This window comes from Nonomuraea indica (assembly GCF_002850745.1).
GTDB lineage: Bacteria > Actinomycetota > Actinomycetes > Streptosporangiales > Streptosporangiaceae > Nonomuraea > Nonomuraea indica.
This window is the reverse complement of the sequence record NZ_KZ559467.1, coordinates 78,264-104,174: the sequence shown is the minus strand read 5'-3', so window position 1 is coordinate 104,174 and position 25,911 is coordinate 78,264. Positions and strand designations below refer to the sequence as shown.

The 25,911-nt window shown below is 73.2% G+C and carries 22 protein-coding genes; 16 read left to right on the top strand and 6 right to left on the bottom strand.

The annotated features are described in order from the left end of the window. Positions 1-29: 29 nt before the first annotated feature. From CXR44_RS04600 to CXR44_RS04585, 4 genes are all read left to right on the top strand, one after another. On the top strand, positions 30-506 hold the full coding sequence (locus CXR44_RS04600) for an Lrp/AsnC family transcriptional regulator (RefSeq protein ID WP_101783624.1): 477 nt from the start codon (positions 30-32) through the stop codon (positions 504-506). Positions 507-530: 24 nt separating this feature from the next. Continuing rightward, positions 531-1,280 carry an N-acetyltransferase gene (locus CXR44_RS04595; protein WP_245898836.1) on the top strand — a complete coding sequence of 250 codons (750 nt, stop codon included), beginning with the start codon at positions 531-533 and terminating at the stop codon, positions 1,278-1,280. Between the two features lie 36 nt (positions 1,281-1,316). After that, complete coding sequence (locus CXR44_RS04590; RefSeq protein WP_101783622.1) at positions 1,317-2,180, top strand: SDR family oxidoreductase; 864 nt, start codon at positions 1,317-1,319, stop codon at positions 2,178-2,180. Between the two features lie 280 nt (positions 2,181-2,460). Beyond that, positions 2,461-3,282, top strand: a complete 822-nt coding sequence (locus tag CXR44_RS04585; RefSeq protein ID WP_101783621.1) for a hypothetical protein — start codon at positions 2,461-2,463, stop codon at positions 3,280-3,282. 37 nt (positions 3,283-3,319) lie between these two features. On the opposite strand, the gene CXR44_RS04580 is transcribed toward CXR44_RS04585, so the two are convergent. After that, positions 3,320-4,825 carry a succinic semialdehyde dehydrogenase gene (locus CXR44_RS04580; protein ID WP_101783620.1) on the bottom strand — a complete coding sequence of 502 codons (1,506 nt, stop codon included), beginning with the start codon at positions 4,823-4,825 and terminating at the stop codon, positions 3,320-3,322. A gap of 74 nt (positions 4,826-4,899) precedes the next feature. On the opposite strand from CXR44_RS04580, the gene CXR44_RS04575 reads away from it, so the two are divergent. From CXR44_RS04575 to CXR44_RS04560, 4 genes are all read left to right on the top strand, one after another. Then, positions 4,900-7,077 carry a serine/threonine-protein kinase gene (locus CXR44_RS04575; protein ID WP_101783619.1) on the top strand — a complete coding sequence of 726 codons (2,178 nt, stop codon included), beginning with the start codon at positions 4,900-4,902 and terminating at the stop codon, positions 7,075-7,077. 32 nt (positions 7,078-7,109) lie between these two features. Then, positions 7,110-9,065: a beta-propeller domain-containing protein gene (locus CXR44_RS04570; RefSeq protein WP_101783618.1), complete on the top strand. Its 1,956-nt coding sequence runs from the start codon at positions 7,110-7,112 to the stop codon at positions 9,063-9,065. Positions 9,066-9,163: 98 nt separating this feature from the next. After that, positions 9,164-10,336 (top strand): helix-turn-helix transcriptional regulator, encoded by a 1,173-nt coding sequence (locus CXR44_RS04565; RefSeq protein WP_180903184.1) that lies wholly within the window; start codon positions 9,164-9,166, stop codon positions 10,334-10,336. Between the two features lie 455 nt (positions 10,337-10,791). Further along, complete coding sequence (locus CXR44_RS04560; RefSeq protein WP_101783616.1) at positions 10,792-11,139, top strand: hypothetical protein; 348 nt, start codon at positions 10,792-10,794, stop codon at positions 11,137-11,139. A gap of 139 nt (positions 11,140-11,278) precedes the next feature. On the opposite strand, the gene CXR44_RS41575 is transcribed toward CXR44_RS04560, so the two are convergent. Together CXR44_RS41575 and CXR44_RS04555 are read right to left on the bottom strand one after the other, a co-directional pair. Then, complete coding sequence (locus CXR44_RS41575; RefSeq protein WP_281260245.1) at positions 11,279-11,404, bottom strand: hypothetical protein; 126 nt, start codon at positions 11,402-11,404, stop codon at positions 11,279-11,281. 129 nt (positions 11,405-11,533) lie between these two features. Further along, positions 11,534-11,842, bottom strand: a complete 309-nt coding sequence (locus CXR44_RS04555; RefSeq protein ID WP_180903183.1) for a MiAMP1 family antimicrobial peptide — start codon at positions 11,840-11,842, stop codon at positions 11,534-11,536. A 208-nt stretch (positions 11,843-12,050) separates the two neighbouring features. Here CXR44_RS04555 and CXR44_RS04550 point away from each other — a divergent pair, with 208 nt between their 5' ends. From CXR44_RS04550 to CXR44_RS04530, 5 genes are all read left to right on the top strand, one after another. Further along, complete coding sequence (locus tag CXR44_RS04550) at positions 12,051-14,909, top strand: AfsR/SARP family transcriptional regulator (protein ID WP_101783614.1); 2,859 nt, start codon at positions 12,051-12,053, stop codon at positions 14,907-14,909. Positions 14,910-15,232: 323 nt separating this feature from the next. Further along, positions 15,233-15,688 carry a nuclear transport factor 2 family protein gene (locus tag CXR44_RS04545; protein ID WP_101783613.1) on the top strand — a complete coding sequence of 152 codons (456 nt, stop codon included), beginning with the start codon at positions 15,233-15,235 and terminating at the stop codon, positions 15,686-15,688. After that, complete coding sequence (locus CXR44_RS04540) at positions 15,685-16,140, top strand: nuclear transport factor 2 family protein (protein ID WP_101783612.1); 456 nt, start codon at positions 15,685-15,687, stop codon at positions 16,138-16,140. The genes CXR44_RS04545 and CXR44_RS04540 overlap by 4 nt, the downstream gene beginning before the upstream one ends. Positions 16,141-16,205: 65 nt before the next feature. Continuing rightward, the gene (locus tag CXR44_RS04535) at positions 16,206-17,087 is read left to right on the top strand and encodes an alpha/beta hydrolase (RefSeq protein WP_101783611.1); all 882 of its coding nucleotides are present in this window, start codon (positions 16,206-16,208) and stop codon (positions 17,085-17,087) included. Further along, on the top strand, positions 17,084-17,722 hold the full coding sequence (locus tag CXR44_RS04530; RefSeq protein WP_180903182.1) for a DUF1579 family protein: 639 nt from the start codon (positions 17,084-17,086) through the stop codon (positions 17,720-17,722). The genes CXR44_RS04535 and CXR44_RS04530 overlap by 4 nt, the downstream gene beginning before the upstream one ends. A 10-nt stretch (positions 17,723-17,732) precedes the next feature. Here CXR44_RS04530 and CXR44_RS04525 read toward each other — a convergent pair whose 3' ends face one another. After that, positions 17,733-18,428, bottom strand: coding sequence for a hypothetical protein (locus tag CXR44_RS04525; protein WP_101783610.1), 696 nt, complete (start codon positions 18,426-18,428; stop codon positions 17,733-17,735). Positions 18,429-18,538: 110 nt separating this feature from the next. Here CXR44_RS04525 and CXR44_RS04520 point away from each other — a divergent pair, with 110 nt between their 5' ends. The 3 genes from CXR44_RS04520 to CXR44_RS04510 all read left to right on the top strand — a co-directional run bounded on the left by CXR44_RS04520 (position 18,539) and on the right by CXR44_RS04510 (position 24,531). Continuing rightward, entirely contained in the window at positions 18,539-23,038 is a 4,500-nt protein-coding gene (locus CXR44_RS04520) for a cation-translocating P-type ATPase (RefSeq protein WP_101783609.1), read from the top strand. A gap of 117 nt (positions 23,039-23,155) precedes the next feature. Next, positions 23,156-23,536, top strand: coding sequence for a hypothetical protein (locus CXR44_RS04515; protein ID WP_101783608.1), 381 nt, complete (start codon positions 23,156-23,158; stop codon positions 23,534-23,536). Then, the gene (locus CXR44_RS04510) at positions 23,536-24,531 is read left to right on the top strand and encodes a hypothetical protein (protein ID WP_144069859.1); all 996 of its coding nucleotides are present in this window, start codon (positions 23,536-23,538) and stop codon (positions 24,529-24,531) included. Before CXR44_RS04515 ends, CXR44_RS04510 begins: the two co-directional genes overlap by 1 nt. A gap of 93 nt (positions 24,532-24,624) precedes the next feature. On the opposite strand, the gene CXR44_RS04505 is transcribed toward CXR44_RS04510, so the two are convergent. Together CXR44_RS04505 and CXR44_RS04500 are read right to left on the bottom strand one after the other, a co-directional pair. Then, positions 24,625-25,020, bottom strand: a complete 396-nt coding sequence (locus CXR44_RS04505; protein WP_144069858.1) for a hypothetical protein — start codon at positions 25,018-25,020, stop codon at positions 24,625-24,627. 170 nt (positions 25,021-25,190) lie between these two features. Further along, positions 25,191-25,832 (bottom strand): TetR/AcrR family transcriptional regulator, encoded by a 642-nt coding sequence (locus CXR44_RS04500; protein WP_144069857.1) that lies wholly within the window; start codon positions 25,830-25,832, stop codon positions 25,191-25,193. Positions 25,833-25,911 lie beyond the last annotated feature (79 nt).

The window sequence follows — 25,911 nt, the reverse complement described above, 5'->3', positions numbered from 1 at the left end:
TGCTACAGCGACCGAATCGGAGGACGACGATGGCGCATAACGCCGAACTGGATGCGGTGGATCTGGCCATCCTGGCCGAGCTGCAGAACGACGCACGGCTGCCCAACAAGGACCTGGCCGAGCGGCTCGGCGTCGCGCCGTCCACCGCTCTGGAGCGGGTTCGCTCGCTGCGCCGCCGCGGCATCATCACGGGCTTTCGCGCCGCGGTCGACACGGCCCGCCTCGGCCGCCCGTTGCAGGCGCTGTTCGCCCTGCGGGTGCGCCCGCACACCAGCCAGCTCGTCGACCCGTTGCGGGCGTTCGTGCTGGACCTGCCCGAGACCATCACCCTCTTCCACGTGGCGGGCGCCGAGGACTTCCTCGTCCACGTGGCGGTGGCGGACGCCGACCACCTGCACCGGCTGGTCCTCGAAAGGTTCCTCATCCGGCCGGAGATCGTGCACCTGCACACCACGCTGGTGTTCAGGACCGAGCACCAGCCGGTGCAGCGGCCCGCCGAGATGTGAGGCGCGAATGGCACAATGATCGACATGTCGCTGCGGATCACCACGCTCGCCGAGCGCCCCGAGTTCGCCGCCTCCCTGTGGAAGATGGACGACGCGTGGCCGGCGTTCATGATGGAGGACCCGCTCGCCGACCTGTTCTACGCCGTCGCCGAGCAGGCGTACGCCGACTACGTCCTGGTCGCCGACGACGAGGCGGAGCCCGGCCGGCTGGTGGCGCGCGCGTGCATGATCCCGTACACGTCGAAGGACGCCGAGCTGCCCGACGGCGGCTGGGACACGGTGATCAGGCACGGCTGGCTGGCGCGCGAACGGGGGGAGACGGCGGACCGGGTGTCCGCCCTGGAGATCACCGTGCGGCGCGACCTGCTCGGGACGGGCGTCTCTCCGCGCATGGTGGCCGCGCTGCGCGAGCAGGCCGCCCGGCTGGGGTTCGCCGAGCTGGTGGCGCCGGTCCGGCCCAACGGGAAGCACCTGGAGCCGCACACGCCGATGGCCGAGTACGCCGCGCGCACGCGCCCCGACGGCCTGCCGCACGACGCCTGGCTGCGCGTGCACGTGCGCGCCGGCGGCCGGATCGTCAAGGTGGCGCCCCGCTCCATGGTGATCAGCGGCACGCCGGCCGAGTGGCGCGGGTGGACCGGCCTGCCGTTCGACCGGAGCGGCCCCGTCGTGGTGCCCGGCGCGCTCGTCCCTGTGCACTGCGACCTGACCCACGACCACGCCGTGTACGTGGAGCCGAACGTCTGGGTGAGCCACCCGCTGACCCGGGGCTGACGTTAGCCTTACCCGGCTGCGGGCAAGCGCCTCGACATGCCACAGGAACCTGACAGCACACCACCGGAGCAGACCCAGCCGTACCCCGGCAGGACCGACGAGATGACCCCCGAGCCGCGCGACGAGATGCGCGGCTACCAGGGCCGCGACCTGCTGGCCGGCCGGCGGGCCCTGATCACCGGAGGCGACTCCGGCATCGGCCGGGCCGTCGCCGTCGCCTTCGCCAAGGAGGGCGCCGACGTCGCCATCGCCTACCTCAGCGAGCACGAGGACGCCAACCACACCCGCAAGCTGGTCGAGCAGGCCGGGCGGCGCTGCGTGCTGCTGCCCGGCGACCTGGGCGACCGCGACCACTGCGCGTCGGTCGTCCAGCAGGCCGTGGACGAGCTGGGCGGCCTGGACATCGTGGTCAACAACGTGGCCTACCAGGCGCCGGTCGACTCGCTGGAGGCGCTGACGGACGAGCAGTGGGAGCACACCTTCGCGGTGAACATCCACAGCTACTACCGCGTCACCAAGGCCGCGCTGCCGCACCTGCGCGAGGGCGCCGCGATCATCAACACGTCGTCGATCAACGGGTTGCGCGGCAACAAGACGCTGCTCGACTACTCGGCCACCAAGGGGGCGATCAACGCCTTCACCTACTCGATGGCCCAGAACCTGGTCGAACGGGGCATCCGGGTCAACGCGGTCGCACCGGGGCCGGTGTGGACGCCGCTGATCCCGGCGACGTTCCCCGAGGAGAAGGTCGGCTCGTTCGGCGAGCAGGTGCCGATGCAGCGGGCGGCCGACCCGGACGAGATCGCGCCGTCGTACGTGTTCTTCGCCAGCGAGCGGATGTCGTCGTACTACACAGGCGAGATCCTCGCCCCGATCGGCGGCGAGACCCTCCCCGGCTGACCTCTCGCGCCGACTTCCAGGGCCGACCGCTCGGGCCGACCGCTCGGGCGGTCCCGCCGCACCGGCGGGGCCGCCCGCTCGTCAGCTCTCGATCAGCGGGGTCGGGGGCCCGCCCGCAACAGGCCCAGCGCTCGCGTCTCCCACGTCATCCGCCCAGCCTCCCACGCGTACTTTTGCGCGCTGTGGACTTGTGCACAGAACAGAACTTCTGTCTGGGACACGATGGCGGCGTCAACGAGCGGGCGGCACCACGCCCGCCAGATCTCTGAAGGAGACGACCATGAACACGTTGCGCCACCGGGTCCTCAGCCTGGCCCTGCTGGGCGGCGCCGTCGCCGGCGCCCTGGCGGCCCTCCCGGCGACGGGTCACGCCGCCGCGGCGGGCACCTCCAGCGCGCAGGTCCGCACCAACGGCGGGCAGTTACAGCTCGACTACATCGGCTCGGCCGACGCCAACGACGTCCTGATCACCAGGGAGGCGGGTGGCGCGATCCGGGTGTCCGACTCGGTGACCATCGTGCCGGGGCCCGGCTGCTCCCCGGTCGACGGCGACCCCACCACGGTCCGCTGCTCGGCCGGCATCCCCCGGCTCCAGGTCCGGCTGGGCGACGGCGACGACCGGTTCAGGACGCTGGTCCCGTTCCAGGGGTACGTGGAGGGCGACAACGGCAACGACACCTTCAGCGTCGGCGCGGCGGAGGGCGGCGTCGCCAGCCGCATCATGTACGCCGGGCACCTCGGCGAGGACACCACCACCTACGAGGGCACCACGACCGGGGTGACGGTGACGCTGGACTTCGCCTACAACGACGGCCGCCCCGCCTCGGGCACCCGCCCGGCCGACCAGGACAACATCCAGACGGAGAACATCGTCGGCACCTCGTTCGGCGACCGGCTGACCGGCGACCGGCTGGACAACGAGATCACGCCCGGCAGGGGCCGCGACACCGTGTCCGGCGGCAACGGCAACGACCTGATCGACGTCCGCGACGACGAGGCCGAGAACTCCGTGCAGTGCGGCGACGGGGGCGCCGACCGCGCCGTCGCCGACCGCGCGGCGCTCGACCCGGTCAACGCCGACTGCGAGCAGATCAGCCGCTAGGCATCCCGGGTGGGCCGGTCGCCGGCGGCCCACCCGCTCACTTCAGGCGCAGCCGCCGCATCGTCTTCAGCGTGGTGCTCAGGACGCCGGCCCACGTGTCGTACGGCACGCCGGGCGGCGGCTCGAAGCCGAGCCACGACGCCTGCGAGGCCACGGTCTGGGCCTCGGTGTAGCGCAGCAGGCCCTCCGCGCCGTGCCGGCGGCCCAGGCCGGACGCCTTCATGCCGCCCATGGGGGCGTCGTAGGAGGCCCACGCCGAGCCGTAGCCCTCGTTGATGTTGACCGTGCCGGCCTTGATGCGGGCGGCCAGGGCACGGCCGCGGGCGAGGTTCGTGGTCCAGACGGAGGCGTTGAGCCCGTAGATGGTGTCGTTGGCCAGCTCCACCGCCTCCTCGTCGGAGGTGAACGGGTGCAGGGCGACCACCGGCCCGAAGGTCTCGTTGCGGCACAGCTCCATGTCCTGGGTGACGCCGGTGAGCACCGTGGGCTCGTAGAACAGCGGGCCGAGGTCGGGCCGGGCCTTCCCGCCGGCCAGCAGCGTGGCGCCCTTGGCCAGCGCGTCGTCCACGTGCGCGGTGACCGCGTCGAGCTGGCGGCGCGAGGTGAGCGAGCCCATCTGCACCGACCAGTCGTGGCCCGGGCCGAGCTTCATGGCGCGCACCTGGGCCGCGAAGCGCTCGGCGAAGGCGCCGAACACGCTCGCGTGCACGTACAGCCGCTCGATCGACAGGCAGAGCTGGCCCGCGTTGCTGAAGCAGGCGCGGATCGCGCCCTGGACGGCGTGGTCGAGGTCGGCGTCGTCGAGCACCAGCATCGGGTTCTTGCCGCCGAGCTCCAGCGAGCAGCCGATGAGCCGCTTGGCCGCCTCCTCCGCGATCTTCCTGCCGCCGCGGGTGGAGCCGGTGAAGGCCACGTAGTCGGCGCCGTCGAGCAGCGCGTCGCCGATGTCGGCCGGCTCGCCCAGCACGACCTGCCAGATCTCGCGCGGCATGCCCAGCTCGGCCAGCAGGTCGATGGTCCACAGCGCCGACAGCGCGGTCTGCGTGTCGGGCTTGTGCACGACCGCGTTGCCCGCGAGCAGGGCCGGCACGGCGTCGGTGACGCCGAGCGACAGCGGGTAGTTCCACGGCGTGATCAGGGCCACCACGCCCTTGGGGCGGCGCAGCTCGGCCACGCGCGTCGCCACGGGGAAGACGCCCTGGCGGCGGCGCGGCGCGAGCAGGCGGGGGGCGCGGCGGGCGTAGTAGAGGGCGCAGCCCGCGACGTCCAGCACCTCCTCCAGCGCGTGCTTGCGCGCCTTGCCCGTCTCGTTCTGGACGATGTCGAGGATCTCGCCGCGGCGGTCGAGCAGCGCGTCGTGCAGTCGCAGGAACGGCCGCACCCGCTCGGCGACCGGGCGCGCCGCCCACTCCGCCTGCGCGGCGCGGGCCTTGGCGTAGGCCGCGCTGACGTCGTCGGCGCTGGACAGGGGCAGCTCCGCGAGGGGCTCGCCGGTGAACGGGGCGGTGATCCGCCGGGTCGCGCCACTGGACGTCACATGCATGACCGAAGGATATTCCGGCCTGGCTACCCATCGGTAGTTTTTGCGGATTCTCGGCAAAGGGCCACAATCCCCTCATGCCATCCTTTGCTCCGCTCAGACCCGGCGACCCGCGACGGCTGGCGGGCCTGGACCTGGTCGGCCGGCTGGGCGAGGGCGGCCAGGGCGTCGTCTACCTGGCCGGCGACACGACCGGCGCCAGGCTCGCCGTGAAGTGGCTGCGCCCCGACCTGTCGGGCGACCAGGTCAGCGTCGAGCGGTTCCTGCGCGAGGTGCAGGTGGCCCAGCGGGTGGCGCCGTTCTGCACCGCGGCCGTCCTCGGCACGGGCATCGAGCAGGACCGGCCGTACATCGTCAGCGAGTTCATCGAGGGGCGGTCGCTGCAGCGGGTGGTGCAGGAGGACGGGCCGCGCACCGGGTCGGCCCTGCACCGGCTGGCCATCGGCACGGCCACGGCCCTGGCCGCGATCCACCAGGCCGGCATCGTGCACCGCGACTTCAAGCCGGCCAACGTCATCCTGGGCGCCGACGGGCCCCGTGTGATCGACTTCGGCATCGCCCGCGCGCTGAACGCGACCTCGACGATCAGCAGCATGCCGGTGGGCACGCCCGCGTACATGCCGCCGGAGCAGATCATGGGGCACCAGGTCGGGCCCCCGGCCGACCTGTTCTCGTGGGCGGGCACGATCGTCTTCGCCGCCTCCGGGCACGCGCCCTTCGGCAGCGACACCATGCCCGCGGTGATCAACCGGGTGCTCAACCAGCCGCCCGACGTGCGGGTGCTCGACGGCGCGCTGCGTGACGTGGTGCTCGCCTGCCTGGCCAAGGACCCCACGCAGCGGCCGACGGCCGAGCAGGTGATCATGCGGCTGCTGCAGCACCCCGTGAGCGGCCCCCCGGGCGGCTCCGCCATCCTCGCCGAGGCCGCCGCGGCCGCCGGCCCGCACGCGCCCGGCCCGCACGCCGGTCCACCCGCAGGCCCGCACACGCCCGCCGGCCCGCACGCCGGTCCGCACGCCGGTTCGCACCCCGGCCCGCACGCCGGTTCACACACGGGTCCGCCCACGGGTTCGCACGCACCCGGCTACGGTCCGCCGTCGCCCGGGTACGGCCCCCCGCCCGACGGGTACGGCCGGTCCCCCGCCTACCCGCCGGCGGGCGCGACGCGGCCGGGCCGGAGCAGGAAGGGCCCCGTCGTCATCGGCGTGAGCATCGCGGCCGCCCTGCTCATCCTGACCGGCGTGACGCTGGTGGTCGCCCAGGACAGGCCGCCCGCCACCGCCTCCCGCGCGAAGCTCACCCCCGTACGGACCGTCTCGCCCGGCCCGTCGGCCACGCCGACCCCGTCCAGGAAACGGCTGGCCGGCGGCGCGATCACGCTCTTCGAGCACCCGTCCGACCCCGTCACGCTCACCTCGTACGAGATCTACGACGACAAGAGCGAGGAGTGGGTGGACTACGCCAGGCGGTCGCTGCGCGGCACGTTCGCCAAGAACGCGCGCACCTGGGAGTCCAAGCTCTCCCCCGACGGCCGCTACCTCGCGACCCGGGGCCGCACGTACACCTCCGACGACTACGACTCGATCGTGATCACCGACCGCAAGCTGGGCTCCACCTCGTCGGTGAAGACCGTGCGGGAGCCGTTGATCAGCAGCATCCGCGCCTGGTCCAGGGACGGCTCGAAGATCCTGCTCAACGTCGAGAAGATGGTCAAGGACAAGAACGGCGAGGACGACTGGATCTACCCGGGCTTCGTCGTGGTCGACGTCGCCACGGCCACGGCGGAGGTGCGCACCGTGGCCGGCGGTTCGACCCGCACGACAGGCTTCGGCTGGGACCCCGACGAGGAGGGCGTGGTCAACGTGCACGGCGAGCGCGGGCTGCGCTTCTTCGACGCCGACGGCACGGTCACCCGCACGCTGACGAACGTCGGCACGCTGCCCTCCGGCACCCAGGACGTCTTCTCCCCCTCCGGCGAGCTGCTCGCGACGGACTGCCCGCCGGGCGGCGGCGGCGACCACTGCCTCTGGGACACCGGCACCGGCAAGAAGGTGCGCGCGTTCTCCTCCGACTGCGACAAGGTCCTCGGCTGGTACGACGAGAAGCACCTCTACTGCTGGGAGCGGGACAACGCGGACAAGGACGAGATCCAGGTCGTGGGCTTCGACGGGCGGCTGGTGCGCAAGCTGCTGGAGTGCCCGCGGAACGTCGACTTCAGCCCCGCCTACACGGTCAACCCGTCCGGCGGCTCCTGAACCGCTCGGCGCGCCGATCCGTGAAGAGGGTCATGAAGACGCTGATGCGTACGGCCGTGGCCGCCGCCCTCCTGGCCACGGCGACCGCCGCGTGCACCTCCTCCGCGGGTGGGAGCGACCCGGCCGGCCCGGACGCCGAGCAGCGGCCGGTGGCCGTGCGGCTGGTCGCCTACCGCGGCTGCGACGAGATGCTCACCGGGCTGCGCGAGCACGCCGCCGAGAACGTCGGCCCATGGGGCTTCGGCGGCCATAACGTGCTCCAGATGCGCAGCGACACCGCGATGGCGACGGAGTCCGACGCCGCGGCCAAGAGCACGGGCACCCCGGAGCACTCGACGACGAACACGCACGAGGCCGGGGTGGACGAGCCCGACCTGGTCAAGACCGACGGCAGGCGGGTCGTGACGGTCGGCGGCGGGACCCTGCGCGTCATCGACGTCGCCACCCGGAAGGTCACCGCCACGCTGAAGCTGACCGACGAGCAGACCTACGCGCCCGCCGACCTGCTCGTGTCGGGTGACCGGGCGCTGGTGCTCATGCGGGGCGGCGGCGACATGATGGTCAAGTCCATCGCCCCCATGGGCGAGACCAAGTACGTGCTGGTGGACCTGGCCGGCACGCCCAGGGTGCTGGGCGCGGTCAAGCCGCAGGGCGCGCATGTCGACGCGCGGATGGTCGGCTCGACCGTCAGGCTCGTCACCCGCAGCCGGCCCGAGATCGCCTTCCCGGAGGCCCGGCCCGACGCCCCGGAGGCCGAACGGACGAAGCTGAACCGGGCGGCCGTGCGGAAGGCGCCCGTCGAGGCGTGGCTGCCCACGGTGGAGATCACCGACGCCTCCGGCGCCGTCAGCAAGCGGACGGTTCCCTGCGAGCGGGTCAGCCACCCCGCCGACTACACCGGCACGTCCCTGCTGACCGTGCACTCGATCGACCTCGCCCAGGGCCTGACGGAAGCCGGCACCGACCCGATCGGGCTGGCCGCCGACGGCGACACCGTCTACGGCACCGGTCAGAGCCTGTACGTGGCCAGCAACCCCCGCTGGTGGGGGCCCGAGCCGGTCGTCCTGGAGGACCAGGCCCCGGCCGTCGAGCCGTCCCCGGGAGAGCCCACGCCCGCCGTGACCAAGGCGAAGGTGCCGCCGGAGGAGACCGAGGTGCACCGGTTCGACGTCACCCGGCCCGGCGCGCCCGTCTACGCCGCCTCGGGCAAGGTGCCGGGCCGGCTGCTCAACCAGTACTCGCTGTCGGAGCACGACGGTCACCTGCGCGTCGCCACCACGACCGGCGAGGACGGGCGGGGGCAGAGCGTCAGCGGCGTCCACGTGCTCAGGGCGTCGGACCTGACGAAGACCGGCGAGGTGGGCGGCCTGGGCAAGGGCGAGCGGATCTACTCGGTGCGGTTCATCGGTCCGGTCGGCTACGTCGTCACGTTCAAGCAGGTCGACCCGCTCTACACGCTCGACCTGCGCGACCCGGCCGCGCCGAAGGTGACCGGCGAGCTGAAGATCACCGGCTACTCCGCGTACCTCCACCCGGCGGGCGAGGGGCGGCTGATCGGCATCGGGCAGGAGGCCAGCGAGAAGGGCAGGACGCTCGGCACCCAGGTGTCGCTGTTCGACGTCGGCGACCCGGCGAACCCGCGGCGGCTGTCGCAGCTGTTCCAGAAGGACTCGGGCTCGGAGGCGGAGTGGGATCCGCACGCGTTCCTCTACTGGCCGAAGACGGGCCTGGCCGTGGTCCCGCTCAGCACCTACGGCGAGGGCCGGTACGAGGCCGGCGCGCTGGCGTTGCGGATCGGCACGTCGGCGGTGACCCGGCTCGGCATGATCACGCATCCGGAGACCCGCCAGGGCGACACCGCCTACCGGCCCGGCATCCAGCGCACGCTGGTGATCGGTGACGGCCTGTGGACCCTGTCCGATGCCGGCGTCCAGGTGAACGACGCCACGTCGCTGGCCGAGCAGGCGTGGATCCCGTTCGCCCGGTGAGGAGCTTTCTCCGGCAAGCTGTATGGACACACCCCCACAATTAATGAAAAATCCACTGACACGGTGTAGTCGGACCGGGCGGGTGCGACATGCCTTTCGTGGGACGGAAGCGGGAGCTCCATCAGCTTGCCGAGGCTCTCAGCCGTCCGCCGGTCGTCGTCCTGCTGGAGGGCGAGGCCGGTGTCGGCAAGACCCGCCTGCTGCACGAGCTCCACTGGCCGCCCCTGACCATCGGTCGCTGCCATCCGATGCGCTTCCCGTACGGGCCGGTGGTCGAGGCGCTGCGCGACGCCAGCCCGCCGCGTGACCTCAACCCGATCACCGGCGCGTTACGCCCGCTGCTCCCCGAGGTCGCCCACCTCCTGCCGCCCGCCCCGCCGCCGCTGCCGGACCGGCAGGTCGAGCGGCATCGGCTGTTCCGGGCCGTGCTGTCGCTGCTGGGGTCGCTGCGGCCGATCACCCTGGTGATCGAGGACGTGCACTGGGTCGATCCCGACACCCGGGAGCTGCTGGCGTTCCTGGCTCGCTGCCTGCCCGCCGCCGTCAACCTGGTGCTCACCTACCGGGCCGAGGACCTGGGCCATCCCGTGGCCGAGACGCTCGCCCACCTGCCGCCGCACATCGACCACGCCGAGATCTCACTGGCCCCGCTCGACCCGGAGGAGACCGCCCAGCTGGCCGAGCAGCTCCTGCCGCACCCCGGCGACCTGTGGCCGCTCACGCGGGGCGTGCCGGCCGCGGTGGAGCAGCTCGCCCGCATGCTCGCCGAGGGCAGGCCGCCGGGCACCCCGCCGGCGCTGCGCGACGCCGTCCTGCTCAGGCTGGCCTCGGTCTCGCTGGCGGCGCGCCGGCTGGTCCAGGCCGCCGCCGTGCTCGGCGCGCCCGCCACCGCCCGCGCGCTCGCCGACCTCGGCGGCGTCCCGCCCGAGCGCGGCGAGCGCGCCCTCGCCGAGGCGGTGCGGCGCGGCCTGCTCGTGGAGGACTCCCCCGGCTGGTACGCCCTGCGCCAGCCGCTCGCCCGCCAGGCCGTCAGCGACTCGATCACCCCGGTGGCGCGGCGCAGGCTGAACCGCCGGCTCGACGCCCCGGCCCGGCCCCTGGGCACCCTGTCCCCGAGGGAGGAGCAGGTGGTGCGGCTGGCCGCCGGCGGCCTGACCAACAGGGAGATCGCCGAGAGCCTCGTCCTGTCGCCGCGCACCGTGGAGGTGCACGTGGCCAACGCCCTGCGCAAGCTCGGCCTCACCTCGCGCCGGCAGCTCCGAGGCGCGTGAGGGCCTGAACGAGCGTTTCACCCGCCGGGCGGCGGGAGCGCCCTTCGCCCGCTGAGGGCCTTCTCGTAGACGGCGGTCATTTTCGCCGCTGGTTCGGATCGCTCCGAGCTGGACGGCCGCGCGGGATGGTCAGGCCTTTCAGTCAGGGCTGAAAGGCGTTGCGACCGGAATCGGGAGCGGGCAGCCTGACACAGGAACGGCCGGCCAGACAAAGAAAGGGAGGTCATCGCACGGGCGACGGGAAGTGCGTTCTTCTCGCGCTTTCCGCTGCGGCCGCATTCGTGGCCACCGATGGCGCGTCGCCGCTTCCGAAAAGGAGGCCGATGACGGCCGTCAGGGTGAAGAACGTTCATGTCACCAGCCGGCGGAGCCACTTCAGATGGCCTGCTGCTGTTGTTTCAGCGAGTTGAATCTCTTCGCGACAATCAGGCATCCGACCCCAGAGGAGAATACTTATGAAGCGCGTCGTGAAACTGTCCGGTGGAATCGCGGCTCTGGTCGTGGCCGCCGGTATGTTCTTCTCTCCGGCCACCGCGGCCACCGCGGCGGACGACCCTTCGATCCAGTCCACTCCCGTGCGGCTCTACGAGCTCGGTCAGGTCAAGTGGTCAAGGAACACCTGGGGCATCTTCTACGACGTCAACATCTACGCCGACCGGCTGACGGCGGGCAACTGGTCCGGCTACGCCCAGGACAACACGGGTCGCAGGCTCTACTTCTGCGACGGTTACGACCTGCGGCCCATGAACAACTACATCAAGACGATGTTCATCTCCCGGACCAAGGCGAGCTGGTGCCGTTGAGGTGATCGTGTGAGCTGAACGGGCGGCCGCGGTCCGGCCGTCCGCTCCGCATTGCCCACGGCGGCTCAGCGACGGCACGCGAGTGCGCAACGCAAGGGACGCCGGAGCCTTCGCCCCAGCGTCGCCGGCGCCGAACCGGTCAGCGGGCCCGCATGCGCAGCTCGCCCTCCCTGACCTGCCTGAGGACGGCGCCCATCAGCGTGACGCCCATCCCCGTGACGATCATGACGCCCATGGCCAGCATGACGAAGAACCAGATTCCCATGGCGCACCTCCCGATTTGTCCACTTGATGGTGTTTCGGGAGAAGCGGGGCAGCCAGACGCCTGCCCGCCGCCATCATTCGGCAAAGGCGCGGGACGGACGGGCCGCCGCCCGTCCGCCCCGGCCCGGCGTCAGCACACGATGAAGATGCTCTGCCAGCCGACGGGCGTCCGCTGCTCCGCGTTGCGGTCGGACGGCAGCTCGAAGTGCATCACCCCCTGCGTGTCCCGCTGGTTGTACATCCGGCCGCTCTGGCCGTCGCCGTACCACTTGTACGACCCGTGGAAGGGGATGTTGGACGGGCCGCAGCGGTCGATGACCACGGACCGGCCGGTGAAGCCCGGCCCTTCGTAGGCCACGTACTGGGAGGCGTAGGCGGCGGTGCCCATGATGGCGACCATGGCGGCCGAGATGACGGGGACGAGGGCGAGTCTCTTCACGACGATCCTCCTGAGGCGTCTCAGTGTTTTACCGACAGTATGCATACCGTCACTCTGAGTAAATGAAACGCCACGGCTTCCTCATGGCCCCTTCTCGCGGCCCGCGGCGGTCGGGAATGCCGCCCCTCGCCCGGGACCCGCCGTTCTGGGGCGTCACCGGTCACGATAGGATCTCCGGCACTTCAGGCCACGGAGAGGAGCGCGGCGGGTGCCCCACGGACTCCGGTTCGCCCTGCTGGGCCCGCTGCGCGCGTGGCGGCACGGCCGCGAGCTCGACCTGGGCCGCCCGCAGCAGCGGTCGTTGCTGGCCATGCTGGTGCTGCGCCGCGGCAGAGCGGTCTCCGACGGCGCCGCGATCGAGGCGTTGTGGGGCGAGGCTCCACCGGTCCGCGCGACCCAGTCGGTGCGCATCCTCGTGTCGCGGCTGCGGGCGGTGCTGGAGCCCGGCGGTCCGCCGTGGCAGGTGCTGACCACGGTCCCCGGCGGGTACGTCCTCGGCTGCGGGCCCGGCACGACGGATCTCGACGAGTTCGACGCGCTGCTCGCCGAAGCCGCGGCCGCGCAGGCGGGCGGCGACCTGACGGCCGCGCACGCCCGGCTCACCGCGGCCCTCGCGTTGTGGCAGGGCGACCCCCTGGCGGGCCTGCCCGGCCCCGCCGCCGAGGCCGAGAGGGCGGCCCTCGACCTGCGCCGCTTCGACGCCCTCGAACGGCGTCTCGACCTGGACCTGGTGCTGAGCCGCCACCGGGAGGTGATCGCCGAACTGACCACGCTGTGCGACCGGTATCCGCTCCGCGAGCGGCTCAGGGAGATGCTGATGCTCGCCCTCTACCGGTCAGGCCGCCAGGCGGAGGCGCTGGGCATCTTCGACGACACCCGGCGACGCCTCGCCGACGAGCTCGGCGTCGATCCCGACGACGCGCTGACCACGTTGTACAAGCGGATCCTGGACCGCGACCCCTCCCTGTCGGCGCCCGCACCGGCCGAGGGACCCGCGCCCGGTCCCGCACCGGCGCAGCTGCCCGCCGACGTCGCCGACTTCGTCGGCCGCGACGACCTGATCGGCGAGCTCGCGGGCCTGCTCCGGGCCGGCGCCGCGGCCGTCCCGGTCACGGTGATCTGCGGGATGGGCGGGATGGGGAAGACCACCCTGGCGGTGCACCTGGCGCACCGGGTCCGCGAGTCGTACCCGGACGGCCAGCTGTACGTGAACCTGCGCGGCTCCAGCCCCGACCCGCTCTCCCCGGAAGCCGTGCTCGGCGCGTTCCTGCGAGCGCTCGGTGTCCCCGGCCCGCGCATCCCCGAGGACCTCGAGGAGTGCGCGGCCCTCTATCGCAGCTCGCTGGCCGGGCGGCGGGTGCTCGTGGTGCTCGACAACGCCGCCGACGCCGCGCAGCTCCGGCCGTTGCTGCCGGGCACGGCGTCCTGCGGCGTGATCGTCACCGCCAGGTCGCGGCTTCCCGGGTTCGGCACGGGGCGGGTCGTCGACCTGGACGCGCTGACCGCCGGCGAAGGGGTCGAACTCGTCGCCCGGATGGCCGGCGCGGAGCGTGTCGCCGCCGAGCCGGCGGCGGCGGAGGCCGTCGTGGAGGCCTGTGCGCGGGTGCCCCTGGCCGTCCGCATCGCCGGCGCCCGGCTGGCCGCCCGCCCGGCGTGGACGATCTCGTTCCTCGCGTCCCGGCTGGCCGACGAGCGTCGGCGCATCCCGGAGCTGCGTGCCGGCGACCTGGCTCTGGAGTCCACGTTCGCTCTCGGCTACCGGCAGCTCGATGCCGGTCCGGCACGGGCCTTCCGCCTGCTCGCCTCGTCCGACGCGGACGACTTCGGCACCGGGGCCGCCGCGGCGTTGCTCGGCACGGACGAGTACACGGCCGAGGACCTGTGCGAGACCCTCGTCGACGTGAGCCTGCTCGAATCCGTCGCGCCGGGCCGGTACCGCCTCCACGACCTGCTGCGCCTCTACGGCCGCGGCCTGCCCGAAGCCGAACGCGCGCAGGCGCTCAGCCGCCTGGTCGGCTTCTACCTCGACACCGCCGTCGCCGCCCGGCTGACCGAGGAGCCGGGCGACGCCACGGTCCGATCCCTCGCCCGGACGCAGGCACCCGCCTTCGCCGACATGGACGAGGTACGGCGATGGATCACCGCGGAGGCGCGGAACATCTTCCACACGCTTCGCCAGTGCGACACGGATCCCTCGGCCGGGCCCTTGGTGTTCGCGGCCAGTTACCTCGTCCGCTCCGAGCTGCACTACCTCCGCTTCCCCGAAGTGCTGGAGGTCGCCGAGGCCATCGCCCGCGCGGCCTCCCGGACCGGAGAGGTCCGTGGGGAGGCACTGGCGCGTTCGGCGCTCGCCCACATGCTCGGCCTGGCCCGGCGGCTCGCCGAGGCCCGGCGGGAGTGCGAGGCCGCGCTGGCCCTGTCCGAGAGGTGCGGCCACCGTCTCGTCACCGCCGACTGCACGCACCTGCTCGGCGCGCTGTGCCTCGTGGAGCGCCGGTTCGAGGAGGCCGCCGCGCATCTCACCGAGGCGCTGGCGATGCAGCGGACGCTCGCCGACGACCTGGGGGTCACCAACAGTCTCGGGCTGCTGGCCCGCTGCCTGTTCGCTCTCGGCTCCGGCGAGGAGGCGCTCGCCACCGCGGAGGACGCCGTGGAGCGGGCACGCGCGGCAGGATCGGAAGGGCTCGGGGCCCGGCTCTACGATCTCGCCACCATCCTGCGCGGTCTCGGCCGAAGCGATGAGGCGCTCGCGGCGTTCACCGACGCGCTGGACTTCTTCGCCGCCGCGGGCGACCCGCTGACCGGGGGCCGCATCCTGGTCAGCATCGCCGAACTGCACCTGGACGCCGATCGCCACCAGGCGGCCGCCGCCTCGGCCGAGCAGGCGCTGGCGGGCGGCTCCGGCGACGCATGGGGCAGGGCACGGGCGTGGACGATCCTCGGCCAGGTCCTCATCGCCTCCGGTGAGCACGACCGCGGCCGCGCCTGCCTCACCGAGGCCCTGGACGTGTTCACCACCCTCGGCGCGCCCGAGGCCGCCGACGTGCGCGCACTGCTCGACCGCTGAAGCCACGACCACGACCGTGCGCGCACACGCCCGCCGTCAGCGCGACCGTGCCCGCACACGCCCGCCGTCAGCGCCACGGTCGTGGCCGCACACGTCAACCGTCAGCGCCACGATCGTGGCCGCACACGTCAACCGTCAGCGCCACGATCGTGCGCGCAGTCGACCGCCCGCGCCGCGATTCGTGCGCGCTGCTCGACCCGTCAGCGCCACGACCTGCCCGGCAACGTCGTGGCAGCCCTCCGGCAACGCCTTTCGCGCAGAGTCGGACGCGTCGCGGGACCGCGCTCCCGCGACGAGCCCATACCGCGAAAGGACACACCTACATGGCCATCTCCACCCGGGACCACCTGGACATCGTCGCCACCTGCACCCGCATGGCGTGGCACGCAGACCGCCGCGAATGGGACGAACTCGCCGGCGTCTTCGCCGATGAGGTCCTTGTCGACTACACCAGCCTCAACGGCGGCGAACCGGCCGTCCTGGCGCCCGCGGACATCGTCACCGCGTGGACCGCCGCCCTCGGCGGTTTCGACGCCACCCAGCACCTGCTCACCAACTACCTGGTCACCGGCGGTGACGACGAGGCTGTGTGCACCGCGGCGTTCCAGGCCTCGCACCACCTCTCCGATCCGCTGGGCTCGTCCGCGTGGGTGCTCGGCGGCACCTACCGCTTCGACCTGGTCCGCACCGGCGCGGGCTGGCGCATCCGCGGCGTGGTGATGACCGCCACCTGGGCCACCGGCAACAAGGACCTGCTCGCGAAGGCGGCCGCCCGATGAGACGCGTCCACGTCGTGGCGCTCCTCGGCGCGGTCGTGCTCGCGGCGGGCGTCGGCGGGACACTCGCCGTCAGCCCCCACCTCCGCGCGGTCGCCCGGGACGCGGTGGCGCCCGCCCCTGACGCGGTCTCCCCGCCGGCCGTCGAGCCCACGGCACGCCGCTACGTCGACGCGGTCGCCGCGAAGGACCTCGACGCGCTGGTCGCGGTGTTCGCGCCGGACGCGCTCATCGTCGACGTCACGCGGGAGATCCGCGGGCACGACGCCATCAGGCACTGGGCCGAGACGGAGGTGATCGGCGGCCGGCTGACCGTGCTCGGCGAGACCCCGCGCCCCGGCGGCACCACGCTCCTGGTGCGCTTCCAGCCCGGCGGCGTCGGCGGGTTCCGCGCCTCCTACAGCTTCGACATCGCCGGCGGCCTGATCACCAGGGCGGAGCTGCAGTACGCGTGACACCCGGATCGCACGGCGGCTCCAGCCGCCCTTCACGACATTTCCCTGAAAGAAGGAGTTCAACGATGAGACAGCAGAAGGTCACTTTCGACAGCGACGGCGTGACGCTCACCGGCAACCTGTTCCTGCCCGACACCGAGACCCCGGTCCCGGGGATCGTGGTGGCCGGGACCTGGACCAGTGTCAAGGAGCTGATGGCCGACCGGTACGCGCAGCGGCTGGCCGAGCGCGGCTACGCCGCCCTGTCGTTCGACTTCACCGGCTTCGGCGAGTCCGGAGGCGAACCACGCGACGTGGAGGACCCCACCCGCAAGGTGCGCGACATCCACCACGCCGTGACGTTCCTGACCACCCACCCGGCGATCGACGGCGACCGGCTGGGCGCCCTGGGCATCTGCGCCGCCGCCATGTACATGGCCGACAACGCCGCCCACGACCCCCGGATCGGCTCTCTCGCCCTGGTCGCACCGTGGCTGCACGATGCCGCCATCTGCGAGGCCGCCTACGGGGGCGCGGACGCGGTCACCCAGAAGATCGAAACGGCTCGCGACGCCCGTGCCCGGTTCGCCGAAACCGGCGAGGTCGACTACGTCCCGGTCGTCTCGACCACCGATCCGCACGCCGCCATGCCCTACGACATCGACTTCTACCTCAACCCGGCCCGCGGCGGCATCCCCGCCTGGCCCAACCGCTTCGCCGTGATGGCCTGGGAGGACTGGCTCACCTACGACTCCATCACCCTGGCCCCGCAGATCACCCAGCCCACCCTGCTCGTCCACAGCCAGGACGCCGCCATCCCCGACGGCGCCCACCGCTTCCACGCCGGGCTGGCCGGCCCCAAGGACATCTACTGGACCCAGGGCACCCAGTTCGACTTCTACGACCAGGAGCCACAGGTCACCCTCGCCGCCGACACCGTGGCAGCCCACTTCGGCAGGACCCTGTGATCGCCGCCGGGAGGATCGCGCTGTCGGTCGCGGCGGCGATCGCCCTCGCCGGGCCGGCCGGTACGGCCGAGGCCGCCGGTACGGCCACCGCGGCCACGACGGTGGTCGCGCGGAACGAGGACGTGCTGAAGCCCGGCCCCCACCATCGCCTGCTGGACCCCCTGGCCGGCACCTGGAAGGCCACCAAGCACAACTACCTGCTGGGCAAGGACGGCAAGCCGCTCGTCTCCCGTGACATCAAGGTCACGGTGCGCTGGCTGACCAAGACCGGCAGGCGCTACCTGCAGGAGACCACCGAGGGAACGCTGGGCGGCAGGCCGTACCACCGCATCGGCGTGCTCGGCTTCTCCAACATCGACCGGCGTTACGAGTGGACCACCTTCGACAACGTCACCCCCCAGGCGATGACCTACCGGGGTGAGCGGGTGCAGGGCCGCCCATCGGTGCTGTCCATCCCGGGCGAGTTCACCGACCCGGGCGTGCTGGGACCCGAGTACGTCGGCCGCACCATCCCGATGCGGACGGTGATCACCATCAGCTCGAAGGGCCGGCACACCTTCGACCTGTACTTCACCCCGCCGGGACAGCCGGAACGCCTGGTGGACAAGGTGGTCTACACGCGCCGGATCGACTAGCCGCCGCCGGTCACGTGCCGGATCCCCCTCGGGGCTCCGCCTTCCGGGTCCGGGTGGCGCGGCTCCCGGTGGGGGCTCCGGCGGGCGACGGCTGCACGACCGGTTCCGGGGGCCCGCCGGGAGCGTGGGGCGTCGTGGGTGTGGCGGCGGACGCGTCGTCCGCCGCCGCGCCCCCGGCGCGGCCCATCAGCTCGCGCCCCCGGACGGCCAGGTCGTCGTAGAGCCTGGGCAGATCCCTGGCCATGGTCTCGCGCGTGCGCCCCAGCACGTCCCTGGTGGTGCCGCGGACGCCCCCGTGGCGGGTCTGCGTCTGCCGCAGCCGGCGCCACTGCTCGACGGCGTAGCCGCCGGCGCCCGCCACGGCGTAGAACGGCTTGGATCTGGTGATCTTCTTGACCTCGTCGGCGAACGTCATGGGTCCGCCTCCCTCGCCTGCGGAGGAGTCCGTCCGTTCGGCGAGACGGTCCCGCGGCGCCGGCCCGGCGGCCTCGCCGCGGTTCTGCCTCTGGAACGACTCGTAGATGTCGATCATCACCTGACGCTGCGGCCGGGTGATGGTGGTGTCGGCCTCGATCGCGGCCGGCATGTCGCCGGCGGCGCCCTCGGCGTGATCCGCCTCGGCGGCGAACCGGCGGGAGGTGATCTCCGCCTGCGTCCACCGGCGGCGGATGAACTCGCCGATCCGGGCGACCGTGGGCAGTGCCATAGCTCCCATGCTCGAGGAGCCGCCGGGCACGCGTTCGCCGCGTCCCGGCCATGATTCGGCAAAGCCTCTCTCGCCAGGCGTGAAAAGGCCCGGCAGGGTACAGGGGCGGCATGCCCGTGGGCCTGTCCGTCCCGAGCCTGCCCCGGCTGCCGGGGCGGGACCTCGTGAGCGCGCCCCTGAAGTGGGCGGCGGGCGCCGTCGGCAAGGCCTCGGAAGTGCCCGGACGGGCGGCCGCCACGCTCGCCGGACTGGCCGGCCTGCACCGCTCCACCTGGACCTATCCGGGCCGCGTACACCTCGAACTGCGATGCCCGATCCTGGAGGAGTACTCCGACGCCATCGAGTCGGCCCTGTGCGCGCATCCGTCCGTGCGATGGGCCCGGGTCAACCTCCCGCTCAGACGCGTGATCGTCGCGGTCGCGGAGCAGCCGCCGGTGGACGAGCTCGTCGCCGTCCTGGACGAGGCCGAACGGGCGGTGGTCGAGAAGGACCCGGCCGTCGTGGAGGGCACGGCCGGCGGGCCGCCCCCCGCGCTGCTGGCCGTCGCCGACATGGCGGGTCTCGCCGTGAGCGCGGTGGAACGACTGGTCCACCGGACCCCGCTGCCGTCCGGGGCCGCGGGAGTGGCCGGCTACCTGAGCGCGGTCCCCCAGCTCCGCAAGGTGCTCGACGACGCGATCCCCGTATGCCGGTCGTGGATGCCGCTGGTCAACACCGCGGTGCAGACGCTCACCCCCGGCGGGACGGGCCTCGCGATCGACCTCGCGCAGCGCATGCTTCAGGTGCGCCAGGCGCGGCTCCAGAAGGGCGTGTGGGGCAGGCGGGAGGAGGAGCTGACCGGCACGCCCGAACGCGCCGAAGCCCGGTTGCGGCCGTGGGACCGGCCGCGGAAGCTGCCGAACGGCCCGATCGAGCGGCACGCCGAGCAGATCCTGTCCGCCGGCGCGCTCGGCACGCTCGCGGGCGGGATGCTGACGGGAGAGGTGCAGCGTGGTCTCGAGATGGCCCTGGCCGGTCTGCCGAAGGCGTCGTCGGCGGGGCGGGAGGCCTTCTCCGCCGAGCTGGGCACGCTGCTGTCCCAGCGCGGCGTGATCATCGCCGACGGGGCGGCGCTGAGCCGCCTGGACCGGGTCGACACGGTCGTCCTGGACGACGACGTGCTGGTCTCGAAGGACCTGGTGGTCGCGGACGTCGTCGCCGCCCCGGACTCCGACGACGAGACGGTCGCCGTCCGGGTGCACGGCCTGTTCGCCGCCTCCGCGCCCCGGGCGGTGCGCGAGGACGGGGACTGGGCGCTCGGCCCGTACGACGAGCTGCCGCACGAGGGATGGGCGGGGGCGGGCCATCGCGACCGGCTCCGGGACGAGGGCGCCGCGCACGTGCTGGCCCTGACCGACCGCCAACGGCTGCAGGCCGTCGTCGCTGTGGTCCCGCAGCGGGTCCCGGAGGCGCACGCGCTGGTCGTGGCGGCGCGCCGGGCCCGGCTGCGGCTGCTCTTCGCGGGAGCGGGCAAACCGCCAGACGGCGACCGGCCCGGCCGGGCCGACGGTCGCGTACCCGACGGCAGCACGCCCGGCGGCGACGCGTCCGGCAGTGGCACACCGGGCGGCGGCGCGCCCGGCGACCGGGTGCCCGGTGGAGCGGAGCTGGCGGCATCGGTGCGCCGGTTGCAGCGACAGGGCGCCGTCGTCCTGCTGGTGTCCAGCGATCGCGCGGCGCTCGCGGCGGCCGACTGCGGCATCGGCGCCGTACGCCCCGACGCCCCTCCGCCCTGGGGCGCCGACCTGCTCGTGGGCGGCGACCTGACCACGGTCGCCCTCCTCGTCGAGGCCGCGGCCACGGCCCGCCGGGTCAGCGAGCGCGGCGTCACGCTCGCCAAGGCCGGCACCGGCGTGGCCGCCCTGTACGGCCTGACCGCCCCGCTCAGCCGCGTCACCGGCCAGGTGCTGTCCGCGGTCAACGGCGTGGCCGCGCTGTCGCTGGCGCAGGGCACCTGGGAGGCGCACCAGGCGATGCGGCGTACGGCCGCCCCGGCGCCGCCCACGACGCCGTGGCACTCCATGCCGGCCGGCCGGGTGCTCGCCGAGCTGGAGACCCGGGAGACGGGACTGACCGCGTCCGAGGCCCGCCGGCGAGGCACGGCCGCCACACCGGCCGGGTCGCGGCTCGGCACGCTGGCCCGTGCCGTCGGCGCCGAGCTGGCCAATCCGTTCACCCCGGTGCTGACGGCGGGCGCGGCCGGCACCGCCGTCCTCGGCTCACTGGTCGACGCCTCCCTCGTCGTCGGCGTGATGGGCGTGTCCGCGCTGGTGGGCGGCGTCCAGCGGGCCGCCGGAGCGGAGGCCGTCCAGGAGTTGTCCGCCCGGTCGAGGGCGCGTGCCCGGGTGCTGCGCGACGGCGTGGAAGCCGAGGTGGACGCGTCCGAGGTGGTCCCCGGAGACGTCGTCCTGCTGGACACGGGAGAGGTCGTGCCCGCCGACTGCCGCATCCTCCAGGCGGACGGGCTGGAGACGGACGAGTCGTCGCTGACCGGCGAGTCGCTGCCCGTCCCCAAGCACGGCGCGCCGGTGCTCGCCCGGCACGTGGCCGAGCGCCGTTCCATGCTGTACGAGGGGACGACGGTCGCCGCCGGCAGCGCCACGGCCGTGGTGGTGGCCGTCGCGGAGGCCACCGAGGCTGGGCGGGCCATGGCCGCCGGCGCCGCCGCCGAGCGCGTGAGCGGCGTCCAGGAACGGCTGGCCGCCATCACCAGGGCGACCACACCGATCGCCGTGGGCTCCGCGCTGACGGTGACGCTGTCCGGCCTGCTGCGTGGCAGGCGGCTGCGCGACACCCTGGGCGAGGGCGTCAGCCTGGCGGTGGCCTCCGTCCCCGAGGGGCTGCCGCTGCTCGTCAGCGCGGCGCAGCTGGCGGCGACCCGGCGCCTGTCCGCCCGCGGGGTGCACGCCCGCAATCCCGGCACGATCGAGGCGCTCGGACGTGTCGAGGTGCTGTGCTTCGACAAGACCGGCACGTTGACCGAAGGACGCATCCGCCTGGCACGGGTGAGCGACGCCGACCACGAGGGGGACGTCGCCGGCCTGGACGAGCCGCTGCGCGCGGTCGTCGCCGCGGCGCTGCGCGCCACGCCGCACTCCGACCAGGGCGACTACAGCCATCTCACCGACGCCGCGGTGGCGGAGGGCGCGTACGAGCTCGGTGTCTCCCGCCGGACGGGCGCCCGCGACTGGGAGGAGATCACCGCGTTGCTGTTCGAGTCCTCGCGCGGCTTCCACGCCACGCTGGGATGTACGCGCGACGGCCGGCTGCTCAGCGTCAAGGGGGCGCCCGAAACGGTGCTGCCCAGATGCGCGGGGCTCGACCCGGAGCGCCTGCGCGCCGTCGAGGCCCGCATCGAGCACCTCACCTCCTCCGGCCACCGCGTCCTGGCCGTGGCGGAACGGCCGGCCGGACGCCCGCCCGAACGACAGGCCGAACGACAGGCCGGCGTCGACGCGCTCGGCGAGGACGACGTTCACGACCTCGCCTTCGTCGGTGTGCTCGGCCTCGCCGACGTGGTCCGCGACACGGCGGCGTCCGCGGTGGCGGGCCTGCGGCGCGCCGGGGTGCAGATCGTCATGCTCACCGGTGACCATCCCGGTACGGCCGGCGCCATCGCCGCCGACGTGACCGACGACACCGATCTGCGCGTCCTGACCGGCAGCGACATCGACGACATGGACGACGACGCACTCGACGAGACGCTGCCGTCGGTGGACGTGGTCGCGCGGTGCACCCCCACGCACAAGGTCCGGGTGGTCCGGTCGTTCCAGCGGCTCGGCAAGGTCGTCGCGATGGCCGGCGACGGCTCCAACGACGCGGCCGGCATCCGGCTCGCCGACATCGGCATCGCCCTCGGCCCGGGTGCCACCCCGTCCGCCCGGGCCGCCGCCGACCTCGTCGTCGCCGACGAGAGCCTGGAGACGATCATCTCCACGCTGGTCGAGGGGCGGGCCATGTGGGCGTCCGTACGGGAGGCCCTGGCGATCCTCGTCGGCGGCAACCTCGGCGAGATCGGCTTCACCCTGATCGGGTCGCTCGCCACCGGCCGTTCCCCCCTGTCCGCCCGGCAACTGCTGCTGGTCAACATGCTCACCGACCTCGCCCCCGCGCTCGCCATCGCGGTGCGCGCCCCGTCGGACGAGGCGACGGCGGCCCTGCTCGACGAAGGACCGGAGACCTCCCTCGGCACGGCGCTCACCCACGACATCGTCGAACGGGCGATCTTCACGACGCTGGGCGCCGGCCTCGGCTGGACGCTGGCCCGGCTCACCGGCCCCGCCTCCCGCGCCCGCACCGTCGGGCTGGTGTCCCTCGTCGGGACCCAGCTGGCCCAGACCCTGCTCGTCGGCGGCCGGAGCAGGCCGGTCGTGCTGAGCTCGCTGGGCTCCGCCGCGGTGCTGGCCGCCGTCGTCCAGGTGCCGGGGCTCAGCCACTTCTTCGGCTGCGTGCCGCTCGACCCGCTCGGCTGGGGCATCGCCCTGTCCGCCGTGGCCGTCGCGGTGGCGGCCGAGCAGATCGTCCCGCTCCGGCGGCTGGGCCTGGCCATCCGGCCCGCCGACCTCCCCTGAGCCCGCGCCGCATCGGCGGTGCGCAACCCGAACGTAACGTCCCGGTGGCCTTGCGCGTTACGTCACGCTGTGACCATCGCCTCATGACCAAGCCTGATCGCGGAGAGAAGGCGACCCATGGCCGTATCACCCCCTGACCCGCACCGGCAGCCGCCGCTGGGCATCAATCACGACCAGTTGCGGAAGCAGGCCGCCCCGGCCTTCGACGCGACGGCCTCCAGCGTGCGTGAGGCGATCAGGCTGGCCGGCGAGTCCCTCGGCGCCATCGCCGGCTGGCCCACCGGGGAGGAGGTCGACAGGGCGTTCGTCACCTGGTGCTCGCCCAAACGCGACGAGATGTTCCGGCTGATCGAGGACTACGCCATGGTCTGCGAGGACCTCGCCGACGGGATCCTCAGCATGGAGCGGACCGTGAAGGTCATCGACTGGGGCCTCGCCGACGACATGACGGTCGAGGACATCCCCGTCTATCGAAGGCCGGACGAGGGGTTTCGCTGATGCCCTCGCTTGTGCCGGGGCTGGCGGGGAGGCTCTCTCCGGCCCACCTCCTCATGGTGCTGATGGCCTCCGGCACCGGCACCCTGGTCGCCCTACGGATCTACGCCGGGGTGACCGCGCCGGAGATCCCGCCGGGCGAGCTGCGCAAGGCCGCCTCGGCCTTCCGGCGGCTCGCCGACGCCCTGGACGGCGGAGAGACCGGCAGCCCCGGCCCCAGAGGCGGCGCGGCGGGCAAGGCGGACGCCGCCGCCGCCTCGGTGTGGAAGCACAGCAGTGGCCAGGCCGTCGACGAGTTCGCCCAGCTGTACCTCCTGCGGATCATGCCGCTGCCGGCGGCGCTGGCGCGGGACTGCCGGGTCGTCGCGGCCGGCTGCGACGCGTACGCCACGCTGGTGGACGACGTGAACCGGCGGTTCGCCGAGCTGGAGAAGGCGATCGTCCAGCTGCTGTGGCTGGTCGCCTTCCAGCCGCTGACCACCGGCCTGTTCGGCGTCGCGCAGGCGATGGCCGCCGTGCAGCTCGCCCGGCTGGTGCGGATCGCCCAGGCGCTGAAGTCGGCCTTCGCGGCCAACGCCGCCCGCGTCATGCAGATGGCGTTCCCCAGGTACCTGCTCACCACCCTGAACTACGCCGCCGTCGACGGCGCGGCCTACGCGGCGGGATCCATCGCGCTCGACAGGTCGGTGGACCTCGCCTACGGCCTGCCGCTCGGCTCCCCGCGGGACAACGCCGAGGAGTTCGGCAAGACGGTGGTCGCCAACACCGGTTACATCCTCGGCTACGACGTGGCCAAGCTGGGGCTGCGCGGGCCCGCCAGCCGGGGCGGCGAGCTGGCGGCGCGGCTGTTCGGCTCCGGGTTCGGCTACACGCCGGTCAAGGGGGCGCTCGACGGCGAAGAGGAGATCATGACGACGCCCGAGGAGTGGGCGGGCAAGCTGGAGGGCCACGGCCTGCGGGCTCTGATCTTCCCGCCGGGCTGGCGGTTCGGCCGCTGAGCGGGCGGCATGCCCGGCGGCGGCTCGTCCAAGCCTGCGTGCGGGCGGGGAGCGGTCGGCGTCCCCGCCCGCACGCGTTCGTGACGGCCGCTTCTACGGGGTGTCGACGCCGATCCAGTTGACGTACCACCCGTTGCTCTGCGCGTCGGCGGGCTCCAGGTGAGCGCCGTCGCTGCGCCGGATGTACAGGGTGAATCCGGTCGGGCTGGAGTTGTAGATGGCGTCGGTGCCCGTCAGCAGCCAGTGGTGGGCCAGACCCCCGATGGAGGTCGTGTAGACGGGGGTGCCGTCGAAGCGGGCCGAGCTGGTGTCCACCTCGATGCAGATGCCCGTGCCGTAGTAGTTCTGCCACCCCTCGCCCGGCGGCGTGTGCCCGGAGGCGATCCGCTGGGTCACGTGGGCGACCGACGGCGTCGGCGGCAGCTGTGACTGCGGCTGGCGCTGCGGCCCGTCCATGGTCTCGGCGGCCGGCTGTTGCTGGATGGACATGACATCTCCTTCGGTCACGTCCCCGATGGTCATGACCTCGGGAGGGACGCCGCCGCCCACGGGCGTGGCGTCCGCCATGGTGTCGGAGGACGACTACGGTTCAGCACCGATCGTAATCATCAGGTGACCTCATGCCACGGAGCGCCACGTACCCTGTCCGCCACCGGGGGTCAGCCGGGCGCGGCTCCCTGGCCCGTCCGAGGGGCGCTCATCCGGCGGATCAGGGTGTGCAGGTGTCGGCGGAACCGGCGCAGCGCCTCGGAGTCCGCCGTCGGGAGGCTGGGGCGCCGGCCCGTGCCGGTCGCCGGGCCGGGGCCGGTGTACTGCATGCCGCCGGTCAGGAACCCGTACACGCACCAGATGACGGTCCACGTCAGATGGTCCACGTCGACGTCCTCGGCGAGCACCTCGTCCGCCACGCCCGTCACCATGGTGATCAGCGGCCGGGCGTACAGCTCCTCCAGCCCGCCCACGTCCATGGCGTCGCCCATCCAGCGATGCATCCACAGAGCCATCACGTACGGGTGGTCGAGGTTGAAGTCCAGGTAGGCGTCGACCAGCTCGATCACCCCTTGCGTGCTGGGCGTGAAACGGGCGACGGCGGCCTCCATCGCCTCCCGCTCGACCCGATGCGCCTCCAGCATCACCTGCCGGTACAGCTCGGCCTTGTCACCCATGCGCGCGATCATGCTCTCGGCGTCGACCCCGGCCGCCTGAGCGATCAGCTCGACCGACGTGCCGTCGAAACCCAGCTCGGCGAACAACCGGGTGGCGACCCCCCGCACCCGCCGCTTCTCCGTCTCCCCCCACACCCCTGTCACTGTACGTGATGGCCTGTGCGTGTCCGCGGAGCACCCGGGCAGGCGCCAGGAGCGCCGGTCCGTCCCCGTT